Annotated in this window: 13 protein-coding genes, 1 tRNA gene and 1 pseudogene; 7 read left to right on the plus strand and 8 right to left on the minus strand. The window is 66.1% G+C overall.

What is annotated here, in order from left to right:
- The first annotated feature begins 49 nt into the window (after positions 1-49).
- The gene (locus tag E5Z01_RS05370; protein ID WP_240738196.1) at positions 50-1,816 is read left to right on the plus strand and encodes an ABC transporter ATP-binding protein; all 1,767 of its coding nucleotides are present in this window, start codon (positions 50-52) and stop codon (positions 1,814-1,816) included.
- Positions 1,817-1,827: 11 nt separating this feature from the next.
- On the opposite strand, the gene E5Z01_RS05375 is transcribed toward E5Z01_RS05370, so the two are convergent.
- Positions 1,828-2,592 (minus strand): CHAD domain-containing protein, encoded by a 765-nt coding sequence (locus tag E5Z01_RS05375; RefSeq protein ID WP_135228423.1) that lies wholly within the window; start codon positions 2,590-2,592, stop codon positions 1,828-1,830.
- Positions 2,593-2,754: 162 nt separating this feature from the next.
- Here E5Z01_RS05375 and E5Z01_RS05380 point away from each other — a divergent pair, with 162 nt between their 5' ends.
- On the plus strand, positions 2,755-3,255 hold the full coding sequence (locus E5Z01_RS05380; RefSeq protein WP_135228424.1) for a hypothetical protein: 501 nt from the start codon (positions 2,755-2,757) through the stop codon (positions 3,253-3,255).
- Between the two features lie 444 nt (positions 3,256-3,699).
- Here the strand turns inward: E5Z01_RS05380 and E5Z01_RS05385 are convergent, their stop codons facing one another.
- Positions 3,700-4,899 (minus strand): MFS transporter, encoded by a 1,200-nt coding sequence (locus E5Z01_RS05385; protein ID WP_135228425.1) that lies wholly within the window; start codon positions 4,897-4,899, stop codon positions 3,700-3,702.
- A gap of 344 nt (positions 4,900-5,243) precedes the next feature.
- On the opposite strand from E5Z01_RS05385, the gene E5Z01_RS05390 reads away from it, so the two are divergent.
- Both E5Z01_RS05390 and galE read left to right on the plus strand, forming a co-directional pair.
- Entirely contained in the window at positions 5,244-6,311 is a 1,068-nt protein-coding gene (locus E5Z01_RS05390) for a LacI family DNA-binding transcriptional regulator (protein WP_135228426.1), read from the plus strand.
- Between the two features lie 120 nt (positions 6,312-6,431).
- A complete protein-coding gene (galE, locus tag E5Z01_RS05395) occupies positions 6,432-7,424 on the plus strand; it encodes a UDP-glucose 4-epimerase GalE (RefSeq protein ID WP_135228427.1) in 993 nt (330 codons plus the stop codon).
- A 30-nt stretch (positions 7,425-7,454) separates the two neighbouring features.
- Here the strand turns inward: galE and E5Z01_RS05400 are convergent, their stop codons facing one another.
- Positions 7,455-8,033: a GNAT family N-acetyltransferase gene (locus tag E5Z01_RS05400; protein ID WP_240738197.1), complete on the minus strand. Its 579-nt coding sequence runs from the start codon at positions 8,031-8,033 to the stop codon at positions 7,455-7,457.
- Between the two features lie 19 nt (positions 8,034-8,052).
- The gene (locus E5Z01_RS05405; protein ID WP_135228428.1) at positions 8,053-8,454 is read right to left on the minus strand and encodes a ketosteroid isomerase-related protein; all 402 of its coding nucleotides are present in this window, start codon (positions 8,452-8,454) and stop codon (positions 8,053-8,055) included.
- 414 nt (positions 8,455-8,868) lie between these two features.
- On the opposite strand from E5Z01_RS05405, the gene E5Z01_RS05410 reads away from it, so the two are divergent.
- Positions 8,869-10,203, plus strand: coding sequence for a hypothetical protein (locus E5Z01_RS05410; protein WP_338069132.1), 1,335 nt, complete (start codon positions 8,869-8,871; stop codon positions 10,201-10,203).
- Positions 10,204-10,246: 43 nt separating this feature from the next.
- Here the strand turns inward: E5Z01_RS05410 and E5Z01_RS05415 are convergent.
- Positions 10,247-10,735, minus strand: a pseudogene (locus E5Z01_RS05415) (dihydrofolate reductase family protein); the annotation flags it as partial.
- Positions 10,620-11,045 (minus strand): helix-turn-helix transcriptional regulator, encoded by a 426-nt coding sequence (locus tag E5Z01_RS20345; protein ID WP_420810831.1) that lies wholly within the window; start codon positions 11,043-11,045, stop codon positions 10,620-10,622. The gene E5Z01_RS20345 and the pseudogene E5Z01_RS05415, both read right to left, overlap by 116 nt.
- Here E5Z01_RS20345 and E5Z01_RS19405 point away from each other — a divergent pair.
- A complete protein-coding gene (locus E5Z01_RS19405) occupies positions 10,929-11,213 on the plus strand; it encodes a hypothetical protein (RefSeq protein WP_167757777.1) in 285 nt (94 codons plus the stop codon). The genes E5Z01_RS20345 and E5Z01_RS19405 overlap by 117 nt on opposite strands.
- A gap of 334 nt (positions 11,214-11,547) precedes the next feature.
- Here the strand turns inward: E5Z01_RS19405 and E5Z01_RS05425 are convergent, their stop codons facing one another.
- On the minus strand, positions 11,548-12,963 hold the full coding sequence (locus tag E5Z01_RS05425) for an aminotransferase-like domain-containing protein (protein WP_135228431.1): 1,416 nt from the start codon (positions 12,961-12,963) through the stop codon (positions 11,548-11,550).
- Between the two features lie 285 nt (positions 12,964-13,248).
- Between E5Z01_RS05425 and E5Z01_RS05430 the strand changes: the two genes are divergently transcribed.
- Positions 13,249-14,580 carry a benzoate/H(+) symporter BenE family transporter gene (locus tag E5Z01_RS05430; RefSeq protein WP_135228432.1) on the plus strand — a complete coding sequence of 444 codons (1,332 nt, stop codon included), beginning with the start codon at positions 13,249-13,251 and terminating at the stop codon, positions 14,578-14,580.
- A gap of 46 nt (positions 14,581-14,626) precedes the next feature.
- Here the strand turns inward: E5Z01_RS05430 and E5Z01_RS05435 are convergent.
- Positions 14,627-14,703 (minus strand) — tRNA-Arg (locus E5Z01_RS05435).
- Between the last annotated feature and the right edge of the window lie 9 nt (positions 14,704-14,712).

The following is a 14,712-nucleotide window of genomic DNA, read 5'->3' on the forward strand; positions in this document are numbered from 1 at the left end:
TCCCTCCAGTCACCACGTTTGCTGGCGGCTGGGCCGTTATGCTGGCGCGGTGCCCGATTCTTCGCCCGGCGTGACGCGCCGCCTGTACGGCCTCCTGACGCCTTACTGCCGCGTGGTGGGCCTGGGGCTTCTGCTGCTGGTCGGTAGCGTGGTGGCCGAACTGTACCCGCCGCTGGTATGGATCCGGGTGGTGGATCACGGCATCGCGCAGCGCGACTGGCCCTTCATTGCCCGGCAACTGGTGCTGCTGGTTCTGGTGTTTGGCGTGCAGCAACTCCTGAGCGCCTGGCGCGGCGTGCTGCTGGAGCGGGCGGGGCAGCAGCTCACGCTGGATCTGCGGCTGGCGGTGTACCGCAAATTGCAGGGGCAGTCGGCCGAGTACTTCGAGTCGCAGCGCACGGGTGACCTGATTGCCCGCGTGACCGGGGACGTGGACGCCATTCAGGACGTGCTGGTGCGCGGCACCGACTCGGTGCTGGCCAACGCCCTGCGACTGGTCGGGGTGGTGGGGATCTTCATTGCCCTGAACCCGGTGCTGGGGGTGCTGACCACGCTGCCCATGCTGGGGGTGGGCCTGCTGCTGTGGCGCTACACGGGAACGGTGCGGCCGGCGTACCGGGCGGCCCGCACCCGCCTGGGCGACCTCACGGCCCTGATCACGGATCGCCTGTCGGGCATGCGGGTGGTGCAGACACATGCCCGCGAACACGCCGAAACGGCGCGGGTAGAGGGCCTGGCCCGCGAGCTGTACGGCGTGCAGGTGCAGGCGGTGACGCTGCGCAACCGCTCGTTTCCGCTGGCGCGGTTTGTCGGCAACCTGGGCAACGTGATCATGCTGGGCGGCGGCGCGTGGTTGATCATGGCCGGGCAGTTCACGGTCGGGGGCCTGCTGGCTTACCGGGGGTACGGGCGTTACTTTTACGGCCCGCTGGACGATCTGGTGGGCATTGCCGACCTGCTGCAACGGGCCGAGGCCAGTGGCCGGCGGGTCTTCGAGGTGCTGGACGCGCCCGTGACCATTCAGGAACGTCCGGACGCCCGAGTGCTGCCCCAGCCGGTGCGCGGTGAGCTGGAGTTCGTGGGCGTGAGCTTCGGGTATGACGCGGCGCGGCCCGTGCTGGACGGCGTGAGTTTCCGCGTGCCGGCCGGGCAGCGCGTGGCGATCCTGGGCGAGTCCGGCGCGGGCAAGAGCACGCTGCTGGGCCTGGTCACGCGCCTGCACGACCCGCAGACGGGCGCGGTGCGGCTGGACGGCTTGGACGTGCGCGACCTGACCCTGAGCAGCCTGCGCACGAATGCCGTGACCATGCCGCAGGACACCTTCCTGTTTCACGACACGGTTCGCGCCAACGTGACCTACGCCTGCCCGGACGCTGACCTCCAGCAGATCCGGGCAGCCCTGCGGGCGGCGCACGCGCTGGCCTTCGTGGAAGCGTTGCCGGAAGGGCTGGATACCATGGTGGGCGAGCGGGGCGTGAAACTGTCGGGGGGGCAGCGTCAGCGTCTGGGCATCGCCCGCATCCTGCTGGCCGACCCGGCCGTGCTGCTGCTGGACGAACCGACCAGCGCCGTGGACGCCGAGAGCGAACAGCAGGTGACCCAGGCCTTGCAGGCGATCATGCACGGGCGCACCACCCTGATCGTGACGCACCGCCTCAGTCTGTCGCGAGGCGCAGACCGCGTGCTGGTGGTCGCGAACGGGCAGATCGTGGAAGACGGTTCACCGGAGCTGCTGCGGAGCCGCAACGGCGCCTTCGCAGCCCTGGAACGCGCGGCCCAGCACCTTGAAGCCGCACAACCCAGTCCCGTGGCCTGAATGGCGCCCGCTCAGGGCTGCTCGGGTTTGGGTTCCTTACTTTTTCCGGGCTTGCCTTTCCCGAGTTTGCCCTGGCGGCTTTGCACCTCCTGAAAGTGCGCGTTCAGTTCCGGCCAGAGTTTCTGCACTGTGCGGCGGGCACGGTTTCTGGCCCCGCTTTCCTGCTTGATCAGGGCCTCCTGGTGACCGTGTGGCCAGTCGTGCGCCACCGCGTCCAGCACCACTTCGGCGTCCTGCATGCGGCCCAGGGCGTCCAGCGTGTCCTTCAGGATTTTGGGGGCAGGCGCCAGGACCTCGTGCGTGTAACGGTACTGCTTCAAGGCCTTGCGCCACTCGTGCCAGACGACCGAATCGCTGGCTTTCAGGACGGTGGCGGCGTCCTCCTGAAGGCGTTGTGACTGTTTGAGCAAGGCGCTGCGGGCTTTTTTCTTGAAGTTGCCGGGGCGCTCGGGCACGCGCGGCAGTTCCGGAAGGTGCAGGTCGGCCAGCAGGCCCTGGCGTTTCTCGGCCCAGGCCTGCTCGAACTGCGCAATTTCCGGCAACGGGGCTTTCAGGCGCTTCAGGGCACTGGTGATGTGCTCGCCGGTCACGTCGTGGTCACGCAGGGGAGCCACGGCGCGGCGCAGGTCACGCCAGGCCCGCCTGGCCTTGCGGGGGGCGCCGTCCAGGCTCAATTCCGCCCCGATCTGCCGGGACAGCTTGCGGGTCTCGTGCACGGCCTGCGGTTCGCCGCGCTCCAGGGCTTCGCGCAGGGGTCTGAATTCGTTAGCTTTCACGTCTTCACGTTATAGCGGTAATGGCGCGGGCAGGGGTGACGCAGACGAAGGTGACTCAGGCGAGAGGGCCGGCCTCTCGTGAACCACACGACTGATCGGCTATGCGGAACTGTGACCGTGACGGACTTGGTGCGGGCAGGCCTTTCAGCGGATGATGAGGCCATGAAACACACCAGGACGTGGACGGACGTTTACGGCAGTGCCTGCGCCAGTTTCGAGGGCCGCCCCGGCGGGCACACCTGGCTGGTGGCGGCGCCGCCCGAACTGGCCCACGCGGTGCCGGCGGCGCTGGAGGGCGTGGACGCCAAGGGCAGCGTTGAACTGCTGGTGCACGACGGCCTGACGCCGCTGCTGGGCCGGTTGCGGGAAGTTCAGCCGCGCGGCGTGCTGATCGTGGCCCCCAGGGCCCTGCCGGCGGGCCCCGCCGTGACGCTGGCGGCCCGGCAGGTCACGACGGAAGCGGGCGGCTCTTACAGCGAGGGCGGGAGCTTTCCGGAGTGGACGGGTTGGGCGCCGCAGGGCAAGAAAAGCCGCGCCAGAGGCGGGGAGTGCGCGGCGGCCAGCGCCGTGACCTCACTGGACGTGCCGGTGGTGGTGACCACGGCGGCCGAGGTGGGGACAGCCCTGGAAGCCTGGCTGGATGCCACCCCTCACGGACGCTGAGCGGGACAACACTGCCTGACCCGCGTTTACCCACGCGCAAGTGGTTTACTCGTCGCAACCGAGGGCCCGCAGAACGTCGAGCATGTCAACCGGGCGCGCCGCGCGGGGTGGGGCAGGTTTGGGGGTGATCCGTAACCATCGCAGGAAACGTTGCATGAAGCCCTCCATAGAGCGAAGCCGACAGAAAACTGACGCCAATCTGATTTAAGATGAGGGAAAGTTTAATAAATCGTTCAGCTGTCTGGATGAGAAGTTTTTCATGGCAAAAATGACAGGCTTCTGACGGAGAAGCGCTGTCCTATCTATGAACTGTTCGCCTTCGGAAAAACACTGAGCAGTACGCCTCATCCCGCTTGAGGTCGCCTACGCTTAGTGCATTAGGGCGCCGGATAGCACAAGCGACAGGCTGTGCCCACCCCCAGCGATCCCTCCGAAGGGGGACGCCTAGCCGGGCTGCGAAGTGGGCCGCACCATCCGGAAAGCGGCGCCACTGAGCAGGGCCACCAGCACTGCGCCCAGCAGGGCGATGCCCAGCGCCGCCCGCAACCCGAAAGCGTCCGCCACGAAACCGATGGCGGGCGGGCCGAGCAGAAACCCGCCGTAGCCCAGGGTCGCCACCTGCGCGATGCCCTTGCCGTGCAGCGCGTGACCTGCCGTACCGTACATCACCGGCACCACGTTGCTGAGACCCAGTCCCGAAAGCGCGAAGCCCAGCGTGGCCGGCACAGGGTGCGGCACCAGCAGCACCAGCGCCATCCCGGCAGCGGTCACGGCGGAGCCGACGCGCACGATCTGCTGGTCGCCCAACTGGGTGCGCAGGCGATCCCCGAACCAGCGTCCCGTGGTCATGGCCGCCACGAACGCCGCATAACCTATACCCGCTGGGCCACCGGGCAGGTGCAGAACATCACGGAAGTACAGTGAAGCCCAGTCGTAATTGGCCCCCTCCGACAGCATGCCCAGGGCGCACAGCAGGCCCAGCAGCAGCACCAGCGGGTTGAGTCGCCCGGTCGTTTCCTGCGGCCCGGAAGCCTCCGAAGCGGCCAGGTCAGGAATCAGGGCGCGGCCGGCCCACAGCGCCAGCAGGGCGCCGATCCCCACGACTGCCGACACGTGGGTCAGCATGGCCACCCGGCCCACCAGCAGCGTCCCCAGCAGCGCCCCCACCACCCCACCCAGGCTGAAGTAGGCGTGCAGGCGACTCATGACGGGCCGGCGCAGGGTCTTTTCGACTGTCACGCCCTGCGCGTTCATGGCAACGTCCAGGCTGCCGTTCAGGGCCCCCAGCAGCGCCAGCGCAGCGATAAGGGTGGACAGGTCGAGCATCAGGAAGGGCAGGGCCAGGCTCAGCAGGGTCAGCACCACCAGCAGGCGGGTGACGCGATCACTGCCCCAGCGGGCGATCCAGTGGCCGGTCAGCGGCATGGTCAGCAGGCTGCCGATCCCGACGGCCAGCAGCGCCAGACCGATCTGCGCGGCGCTGAGGTGCAGGTGGTCGCGCACGCCCGGAATATTCACTGCCCAGGTGGCAAACAGCAGACCGTTCAGCAGAAAAATCAGGCTGATGCTGTGGCGGGCGCGCTCCGCCTGACCGGGCGTGGCGCTCAGAGGAAGGCCGGGTTGGTTGGGTAAGGCGCTGGGCATACGTTGGTTTTCTCCTGAAATGGTGCGCGGGTACAGCGCTGCTGCACAGATATGATCTGAATCGATACAGCTTTCTCTAAAGGATACGACATCCCGCTGATTCCGGGGAGCACGGAGTTGCGCCGCGCCTGGCTGGCCCGCCTTCACCCACCCGACTTCAGCAACATGCTGGAGTCATCGGAAAGGCATAATACGCACGGCGTCTAATTGCAGAGGATGACGGGAAAGCGCCGCCATCGTCTGCCATCTCCCGCAGCGCGTATTTTTGCTGCTCACTTCGGTTCGGGAAATATCGCCACAAAACAAGCGATATTTCCGCAAGTAGTATCAGCTATCATCCGGTCATGACGCCCGCCCAGCCGCGTTCACGGGGCCACTCCAGGCCTACCCTGCGCGATGTGGCCCGGGCCCTCCAGGTCAGCGTCGCCACCGTCAGCAACGCCTACAACCGGCCCGACCAGCTTTCCGGCGAACTGCGCGACAGAATCCTGACGGCCGCGCGCGACATGGGCTACCCCGGCCCCAACCCGCTGGCCCGCAGCCTGCGGCGCGGCAAGACCGGTGTCATCGCCCTGGTGTACGACGCCCCGTTGAACTACGCTTTCGCCGACCCCGCCGCCTCACTGTTCCTGGGTACCCTGGCCGCCACCATCCAGACCCAGGGCCTGAACCTGCTGCTGCTGGCCTGCCCGGACAGCACCGAACCTGTGCGGGCGGCCAGTGTGGACGGCTTCATCGTGTACTGCTCCGCCGAACAGAGCGAACTGCTGGGTACGGTTCTGGCGCGCGCCCTGCCCACGGTTCTGGTAGAGCAGCGCCCACGTCCCGGTACCTCGCAGGTGGGCATCGACGACCTGCAAGGGGCCCAGGAGGCTGCCCGGCACCTGGCCGAACTGGGTCACACCCACATCGGGATTCTGCCGCTGGAAATCACCAAGGACTACTGCCCGGATCCCGTCACGCCGCAGCGCGAGGCCGGCACCAACTCCCTGACCACCGCGCGCCGCTTCCAGGGATACCGCCAGGGTGCGCCACAGGCCCACTTCCATATTCTGGAAACCGCGCAGAACACCCCCCAGGAAGGCGAGGAACGCGCCCGCGAACTCCTGACGCGCTACCCCCAGATTACCGCCCTGCTGTGCATGAGTGACGTCCTGGCCCACGGCGCGCTGAACGCCGCCCGCAGCCTGGGCCGCCGGGTTCCGCAAGACCTGAGCATCATCGGGTTCGACGACCTGCCCAGCAGCGAACCGCTGAACCTCACCAGCGTCTGGCAGCCCACCGCCGACAAGGGCCGCCAGGCCGGCGAGGCGCTGCTGGCGCAGCTGGCCGGTGACTCCCCCAGCACGGTGACCCTGCCCACGCGCCTGGTGGTGCGTGGAACCACCGGGAAAACAGGCGGCAGGTCATAAAAGTCGGGGCTGACGAGCATTGACCGCAATCATCATGTCCCAGCCAACTTTTCCCCAATTCCTCAAGGCGTCCCGCGCCCCCATTTGCTTTCTGTAACCTTCGCTGGGCATGCTGGAAGGGTGAAGATTCTGGTGGTGGGTGGGGCCGGGTATATCGGTTCGCATACGGTGCGGCAGCTGCGCCGGGCGGGGCACGAAGCGGTGGTGTTCGACAACCTTTCGAGCGGTCACGCCGGAGCGTTGCCGGGTGACGTGACGCTGGTGCGCGGCGACCTGCTGGACGCCCAGAGCGTCAGGGACACGCTGACGGCGCACCAGCCGGACGCGGTGATTCACTTCGCGGCGCTGATCGAGGTGGGCGAGAGTATGCGTGCCCCGGCCCGGTACTACCGCAACAACGTGGTCGGCAGCCTGAACCTGCTGCAAGGCATCGTGGAGACGCGCAAGATTCCGCTGGTATTTTCCAGCACCGCCGCCGTGTACGGCACCACCGACGCCGTGCCCATCCCCGAGGACGCCCCCATGCAACCCGAGAGCGTGTACGGCGAGACGAAACTGATGACCGAACGTATGATCCACGCTTTCGGTGCGGCGCACGGGCTACCCTACGTGATCCTGCGCTACTTCAACGTGTGCGGGGCCGCGCCCGAAGGGGACATCGGCGAGGCGCACGCCAACAAGACGCACCTGATCGAGCTGGCGTGCCTGACCGCCCTGGGCCAGCGCGAGAAGATGATGATCTTCGGCGAGGATTACCCCACGCCGGACGGCACCTGCATCCGCGATTACGTTCACGTGCAGGATCTGGCCGACGCGCACGTGCTGGCGGTGGAAGCCCTGCACGCCGGGAAGCAGACGGCGGCCACCTACAACGTCGGCCTGGGCCACGGCTTCTCCGTGAAGGAGGTGCTGGACGCGGTGGACGAGGTCGTGGGCACGCCCCTGCCACGCGAGATCGCTGACCGCCGCGCCGGCGATCCCCCCCGCCTGGTCGCGGACGCCAGCAGGATCGTGAACGAACTGGGCTTCGACCCTCAGTTCACGAACCTGCAAGACATCGTGCAGACCGCCTGGAACTGGCACAGAACCCACCCGCACGAATTCAGGAAGTAGGGCCTGGCGGCTGGTCGCTGGTCACCGGTTTCACTTCACCCAGAAGCGCATCTCGTGCGGCGTTTCCACGCTCTGCCCAACGTCCTGCCAGTGCATTTCGGTGGTGAGGTCGGGGCGTTCGGTGTACCCGCGTGAGCGCCAGAAGGCGTGCAGCGGGCGGTAACTGGCGGGACGGGAGGGGTGATTCTCGGGGCGCTTCACGGCGCAGAAGGTGGTGACGTTCAGGCCCAGGGTGCGGGCGTGCCGTTCGCGCAGGTCGAAGAACTGGTGCCCGAGGCCACGCCCCCGGTAGTGAGGCAGCAGCAGGCTTTCGCCGAGGTACAGGATGTCCTGCACATTAAATTCCGGGTGGTTCAGGAAGGGGCGCTGCACTTCCGGCGTTTCGTGAACAAGTGGAATGGCGGTGCTGGCCCCCACCACCCGGCCAGCGTCGCGGGCCACGGCCACGAACATGCCGGGAGCCTGCGCGTAGGTGCTCAGGTACTGTTCCTCGTACTGCTGGTTGCCCTCGTACAGGTAAGGAAAATCCCGGAAGATGCCCATGCGCAGCCGCGCCAGGTCGGGAATCACGGCCTGCAACTCCTGACCCGTCAGCGGCGTAACGGTCACGGAGGGGGTCGCCGCCGGATCAGCCGCCAACTTGCCGTGTCCAGTCCGCGAGGTTGTAGTAGTTGGTGACGCGGGCAATTTTGCCGTTCTGAACTTCGAAGAACGCGCCCACGGGCAGGACGTACTTCTGACCGTTCGCCTCGGGGAGGCCCTCGTCGGTTTGCAGGTACTCGCCGTGAATCACGAACTCTGCCGCGCCGCGCCGTCCGTCGGGGGTCGACATCACCACGAGGTCGGTGGCCTGTTCGCGGTAGTGGGCGTCCATCTTTGCCAGGAAGGTGCGGAAAGCGGCCTTGCCTCGCTGGGTCTGTCCCTCGTTGATGTCGTGCTGCACGTCGTCGGTGAGGAAGGAAAGCATGTCTTCCCAGTTACCAGCGTTGAAGGCGGCGTAGTAACGCTGGAGCAGTTCGGTGGTGTCCATGCACTAAGCATAGGTGGCGACCTGTGCAATTGAAAGAATTTGTTCACCCTGTAGAAAATAAGTGGCTGGCGGGTACAGTTACGGGCCTCCGGGGAAAGCGCCCGAATGCCCTCCACTTCCCCCACCAGCCACTTTTGGCTTCTTCCTCCGGTCGGGGTTTGAACAGGGCATACCCTGTTTTTCACCCACCAGCTACTTAACAGTATCTTGTTTCGGTTTTAACGTAATGGCGTTGTGGTCTATTTAACATGACTGAAACGCATTTGATTCCTGCCGCATTTCGCGTCAAACTGGGGTGCAGCAGAAGTTCAGTTTTTCTTAATCACTTCTGCTAGTGTTCAGAGTGAACTCAGAATCAATGCGGACACCCCCAAAGGGGGGTAGATTCGTTGCCCAACTGGAGGAACCTACACCGTGGCCTCAATTCGTTACATCATCACCCGCTCCTGCCTGCAAGACGGCAGCATGCGTCTCCTGAAATACAACGAGGGCCACTTCCCGCAGAGTGGCCCCGCGCAATTCGTGGACGAAAAAGGCACCGAGCACACCGTGCACATCGACCGTGAACGTATGCGCGTCACCGGCCTGCGGGCTTTCTACCACGGTCTTAACCTGGGCGTGAACGACGTGATGCTGATTGCCCCCGCCGCACCGGGGCGCTATCAGGTGGACGTGATCGTCAAACCCCATCCGGTCACGACTGCGCCGCGTCCGCTGCCCACGCCGGCCCCCGAGACCCGGCGCGTGGTGATCAGCAGCACCCCGCATGTGCGCGAAGTGCGCCTGCAACAGGCTCCGGCGGCCCCTGCACCCGCTGCTCCGGCCCGCGCGGCAGAAAAAAACGTGGCCCCGGACAAACCCGTCGAGCAAGCCGCCGACCATCTACGCGAAGTGGCGGCTCTCTTCAAAACACCCGCCCTGCCTGCCGCAGAGCCCCGGCAAGCCCCGGTGGCCCAGCCCCAGCCTCAAGTTGCGCGAACCCAGGCCTCTTCTCAGGCCAGCCCACTCCAGCCCACCGCCGCACCCGCCCGCGAAAAGACGGTGCCCAGCGCTCCGCGCCGCGCCGAGGATCAGGTGGCCGAATTTGCCCGCCTGACCGGGTACACCCTGGAGTACCCCGCCACCGGCCTGATGCGCCTCCGGGCGGATCTGGGGACACAGTACGGGTACAGTGTGCTGCTGGCTGCCGATCCCCTCGCCATGACCCAGCCCGCCTGGGAAGAAGCGAAAGACGAAGCGCGGCTGCTGATGACGCACGAGGCCGAACGGCCTGAAGGCCTGACCCGCCTGACCCGCGAGGCGCTGAGCGTCCTGATCGACCACGCGCACCTCGCGCCCCTGAGCCCCATCGACCTGCGCGGGTACTGGCGGGCCGGCAGCATCGACCTGGAGAGTGCTGCCAGCATCACCGAACTGGTCAGCGCCCACCTGGCGCAGCGCGGCACCTTCACCTTCGTGCTGCTGAGCCTGGCGCAGCAGGGCGCCAACTCCATCGTCAGTGTTCCGCGCCTGGCCGAACGCCTGGGCAGCGGCGTGAACACCGCCGAATTGACCACCATTCTGGAAACCCTGTCGCGCCCGCCCTTCCTGGCCCTGACGCCGCTGCCTGCCGGTCAGTACCTGCTGCGCACCGACGTGGATCACCTGCTCAGCGACCTGTCCGAGTACGCGCACGGCGTGCGCCGCCGCACGGTGCCTCCGGTGCAGATCGACGCCGCACCTGTGCAGCCCGTCAAAGTCTACGCTTAAGAAATAAGAAGGGGTATGCGCTCTGGGCCATGAGGTTTTTTACTCATGGCTCACCGTTCATAGCCCCAGGTACATGGTCGACCTCCGCCGATTCCGACACGAAGGAGAGCAACGTCATCCCGCCGCTGAACCCCTGTTGCCGGGCGGGCTTGAGTTTTACTTCCTTACCCTCGAACAGTTTCTTGCCCTCCTCGACGCTGACGGGACACAGCAGCAGGTGCAACTCGTCGAGCAGGTCCGCTTGCAGGAGGGGCCGCACCACCTGACCGCTGCCGTAGATCAGGATGTTCGCGCCGTCCTGCTGGCGCAGGGCCTTGACGTGCTGCACAAGTTCATCCGGGTGAAGTGCGGTGGAATTCCACGTCAGCTCACCCCGCTGACTGGTCACGACTTCTTTCGGCATGGTGTTGATGCGTTCAGCAAACCCGCCCTCGTCGGCAGGCGCCTGGGGCCACGCCTCGGACATGCCCTCGTAAGTGACGCGGCCCAGCAGCAGTTGACTGGCCGCGTGAAGGTGCCCGTCCTGAAACTGACCCACGTCCTGCGAGAAATACGGTTGAGTCCATACGGGAGCTTCCATCACGTTGTTCAGGGTCACGTATTCGATGGCCACGACTTTTCTCATGGCCCCAGCCTAACTGGAGGCCAGCGAGAAGTCTTGAACGGAAACGACACGGAGTTGCGCCGGCGTTTGCCCCCCAGTAGCGCCGCAGGGCGCGGGTCAGGTGCGGCTGGTCACTGTACCCGCACAGCACCACCACGTCCGCAATGGCGTTCCCGGCCTGAAGGAGCCGTGCAGCCTCGCTGGCCCGCCGGATCTGCTCGAACTGACGGTAGGACAGGCCCGTGGCGTGCTGAAACTGTCGCTGCACTGTGCGAAGGGACTGGTCTTCAACCGAAAGGCCCAGCAGAACACGAGGCACGACAGCCGAGTGCTGCAATTCACCTCTGGCAAGAAGAAGGGCCACGAAAGCGTCCAGCTCATCCTCGCGGGGGATGGGAATGGCTGAACCGTTCAGCCAGAACGCGCGGCTGGACGCCAGGGGCAACGTGAGGCCACCGTTGAGCGCCTGACCCGGCGGCAAACTGCTCAGGAGCGTTCCCGGCGCGAAAGGAACCCCCAGAAACTCCGCCTCCAGCGGCACTGACGCGGGCGCGGCCTGCGTGACAGGGCCAACCAACGCCACCTGCACCACTCCACCCTGACGCGTGAAGACCAGTTCCGACGACGTGACCGCTCTCGACACGAACTCCCGCGCTGTGCCGCTGCGCGTGGCCCAGAACGGCAGCACCAGTGGCGAATCCGGCACGAGGTAACGGAAGTCGAAGGTCATCTTTCTCGCCTTACGCCAGCCTTTCCTGACCCTGCCGGGTCTGGAAGTCGTGCCAGGCGGCGCTGAGGCGGCGAACCGCTTCGGGGAGTTGCGCGGGGGCCAGGGTAAAGGGCAAGCGCAGGAACGAGTCGGGCAGGTCGCCCAGGCCCATGCTGGCGCCGGGAAAGAGGCGCAGGCCATAGCGGGCAGCGTGGTGAGTGAAACTGCTGGCCTGCCGGGTCGGTAATTCCACCCACAGGTACTGCCCACCGGCCGGCACCTGAAACTGCCATTCGGGCAGGTGCTGCCTCAGCAAGCCGGCGAGCAGGTCACGGGCGGGCTGCACCTGCTGACGGCGGCGTTCCCGCAGGGCCGGAAGGTCTTGCAGCAGCTTCAGCGTGATGTGCTGCGCGGGAAGACTCCCGCCGAAATCCGCCAGGGTCTTGGCCTGTTCCAGCAGGGGGCGCATGGACGTGGGCACGCGCAGCCAGCCGACGCGCAGGCCCGCCCAGAACAGTTTGGACATGCTGCCCACGTTCACGATGGGGGCCTGCGGCGCAAAGGTGGACAGGCGCGGCGGTGGGAGCGGGCCGAAATCCAGTTCGCACAGGGTGTCGTCCTCGATGGTGGGCAGTTGCTGCTGCGCGATGAACTCCGCCAGTTCGCGCCGGGTGCGCGCGGGCATCACGGCCCCGGTCGGATTCTGGTAGGTGGGGGTCAGGAACGCCAGCCGGGGCGCATGCTCCAGCGTCAGGGTGCGGAACTCCTGGAGTGGCACGCCGTCGGCTTTCACCGGAACACCGATCAGGTGCGCCCCCGCCGCCCGGAACACGTCGATGGCCCCGAAGTACGTGGGGGTCTCCAGCAGAACCGCATCACCTCGCCGCAAAAACGCGCCAGCCATCAGGGAAATGGCCTGCTGCGCCCCGCTCGTCACGATGACCTGCTCGGGCGCCGTGGGCAGGCCCCCCCGCGTGTACTCCTGCGCCAGCCGCGCCCGCAACTCCGGCAGGCCCAGCGGGTGATACACCGATTCACGGTAAGCGTCCAGCGCCGCCTCGCGCATCTGCTGGCGCTGAATGTCGTCCAGGAGCGGTACGGCAATCGTGAAGTCCAGCTCATCCGGCGGGGCGAGGGGCCGCTGCACGGGCGTGCGCAGCGTCAAGACCGCCGAGGCACGCGGGGCCTGCGCGGAAACATGCGTGCCACTGCCGCGTTTGCGCGTGACCCAGCCGCCTGCCGCCAGTTCATCGTAGGCTGCCACCACTGTGCTGCGGCTCAGGCTCAGCAGGTTCGCCAGCGCCCGCTCGGCGGGAAGTTGCTCGGTGGGCGCGAGCCTCCCCGCATGAATGGCTTCCTGAAAGGCCCCACTGAGGCGCAGGTAGAGTGGCCCTTTTGCGCTGCGCCAATCGGTCAGCAGCGCAGAAAACTTCGTGAGATCACTCATGCGGTCGCCCTGCCCAGGGCTGGACGAGGAAGCTGGTCACTCTCCCCTTCACTCTTTTGTCACCGCGCAGTTCCCTCTTCCAACGAATAGGCACCCTGACCGCAGAACGCCCCCTACGTTTCAAGGTTCTGAGGTTTTGTAAGGCGGTTGATCGAGCTGAAACGGTGAGGGGAAGGAGCATGCCCCATTTTATCAGTCCAATGTCTGGATAAGCGGCTCTAAGCAGGCCAATCTGGCCTGAATTGCCTCTGTCAGGCAGTCCACCCTTGCCTCACACTTTCTCCCATGACCGCCACGCCGACTGAAACCCCCAACTTCTGGCGGGATTCACACCCAAATGCTTTTCTGAGTGGCCTGATCGCCATCATCATCGGGTGGGCGGGGCCGAATGTGCTGATCTACAGCGTGCAGCAGGCCAGCGGCCTCAGTGACGCGCATGCCATGTCGTGGTTGTGGGCGCACGCCATCTTCACGGGGCTGGCGGGCACTTACCTGAGTCTGCGCACCAGGATGCCGATTCTTTCCACCTGGTCGACACCGGGCATCGCCTTGCTGGTCACGGCCATGCCGGGCCTGCCGTTCTCGCAGGTAGTGGGGGCGTTCGTGCTGTCCGCCGTGCTGGTGTTCCTGCTGGGAACGTTCACGCCCCTGACCCGGCTGGTGCAGGCCATTCCCCTGCACCTGGCCGCCGCCCTGAACGCCGCCATACTGCTGCCGTTCGGCTTCAAGACCATGACGGCCCTGACCCAGCAACCCGCGCTGGTCGGCTTGATGGTCGCGGCTTACTTCGTGGTGCGTCAGATCGATTCGCGCTGGGCGGTGGCCGGCGTACTGGGCGTCGGGGTGGCCGCGAGTGCGGCGTTGGGGCTGTGGCGCCCGGTTCATGTGCCGGTCGCGTTGACCGTGCCGCAGTTTGTGAGACCGGAATTCAGCCTTCAGGCCAGCCTGAACATCGCGCTGCCGCTCACGCTGCTGGCGTTCACCGGGCAATTCGTCCCCGGTTTCGGTGTGCTGAAAGTCAACGGGTACGAACCCGCCCCCGCCCCCATCCTGAAAACCTGCGGGGTCGCCAGCCTGGGCGCGGCCTTTGTCGGCTGCCATAACCTGACGCTGGGGGCGCTGCTCGCCAATATCGTCAGTGGCCCCGACGCCCACCCGGACGCCGGAAAACGCTACACCGCTGCTGTATGGGCCGGAATCATCAACATCATCTTCGGCCTGTTCGCGGGGACTTTCCTGCACCTGATGGGCATTCTTCCGGCTCAGGCCCTCGCTGCGCTGGCCGGTCTGGCCCTGCTCGCCGCCACCGGCGGAAGCCTGCAAACGGCGCTCCAGACTCACCCCGGCAGTCTCGCCGCACCTACCGTCATCCTGGTGACGCTTTCCGGCATCACGCCCTTTGGCATTGGGGCCGCTTTCTGGGGCATTCTGGCGGGGCTGGCCGTGCATACCGTGGAACGCTGGAAAGTCAAGAAAAAGCCGGCAAGCCAAGTCGAGATAACGCGACACCCTCCACAAGCGGACTCTACAGAACACCTCGCCGCAAAAGCAGGACCGCACGCCGGTTCAGCAGAGCCCTCACCCCCGTTGGCTTCCCCGATCTCAACGCTGGAGTAAACGAAAACCCCCCGGAGGTCATCCGGGGGTATTACCGTCCTGCATGTGGCGCACCCGACTGGAGTCGAACCAGTGGCCTGCCCCTTAGGAGGGGGCCGCTCTATCCATCTGAGCTACGGGTGCAGGCTCAGG

Source organism: Deinococcus fonticola (assembly GCF_004634215.1).
Classification (GTDB): Bacteria; Deinococcota; Deinococci; order Deinococcales; family Deinococcaceae; genus Deinococcus; species Deinococcus fonticola.

Bases quoted from the DNA above. Each gene is read 5' to 3' on its own strand.
- E5Z01_RS05380 (WP_135228424.1), top strand. From the start codon at position 2,755: ATGAAACACACCAGGACGTGGACGGACGTTTACGGCAGTGCCTGCGCC.
- E5Z01_RS05385 (WP_135228425.1), bottom strand. From the start codon at position 4,899: ATGCCCAGCGCCTTACCCAACCAACCCGGCCTTCCTCTGAGCGCCACG.
- E5Z01_RS05390 (WP_135228426.1), top strand. From the start codon at position 5,244: ATGACGCCCGCCCAGCCGCGTTCACGGGGCCACTCCAGGCCTACCCTG.
- E5Z01_RS05405 (WP_135228428.1), bottom strand. From the start codon at position 8,454: ATGGACACCACCGAACTGCTCCAGCGTTACTACGCCGCCTTCAACGCT.
- E5Z01_RS05425 (WP_135228431.1), bottom strand. From the start codon at position 12,963: ATGAGTGATCTCACGAAGTTTTCTGCGCTGCTGACCGATTGGCGCAGC.
- E5Z01_RS05430 (WP_135228432.1), top strand. From the start codon at position 13,249: ATGACCGCCACGCCGACTGAAACCCCCAACTTCTGGCGGGATTCACAC.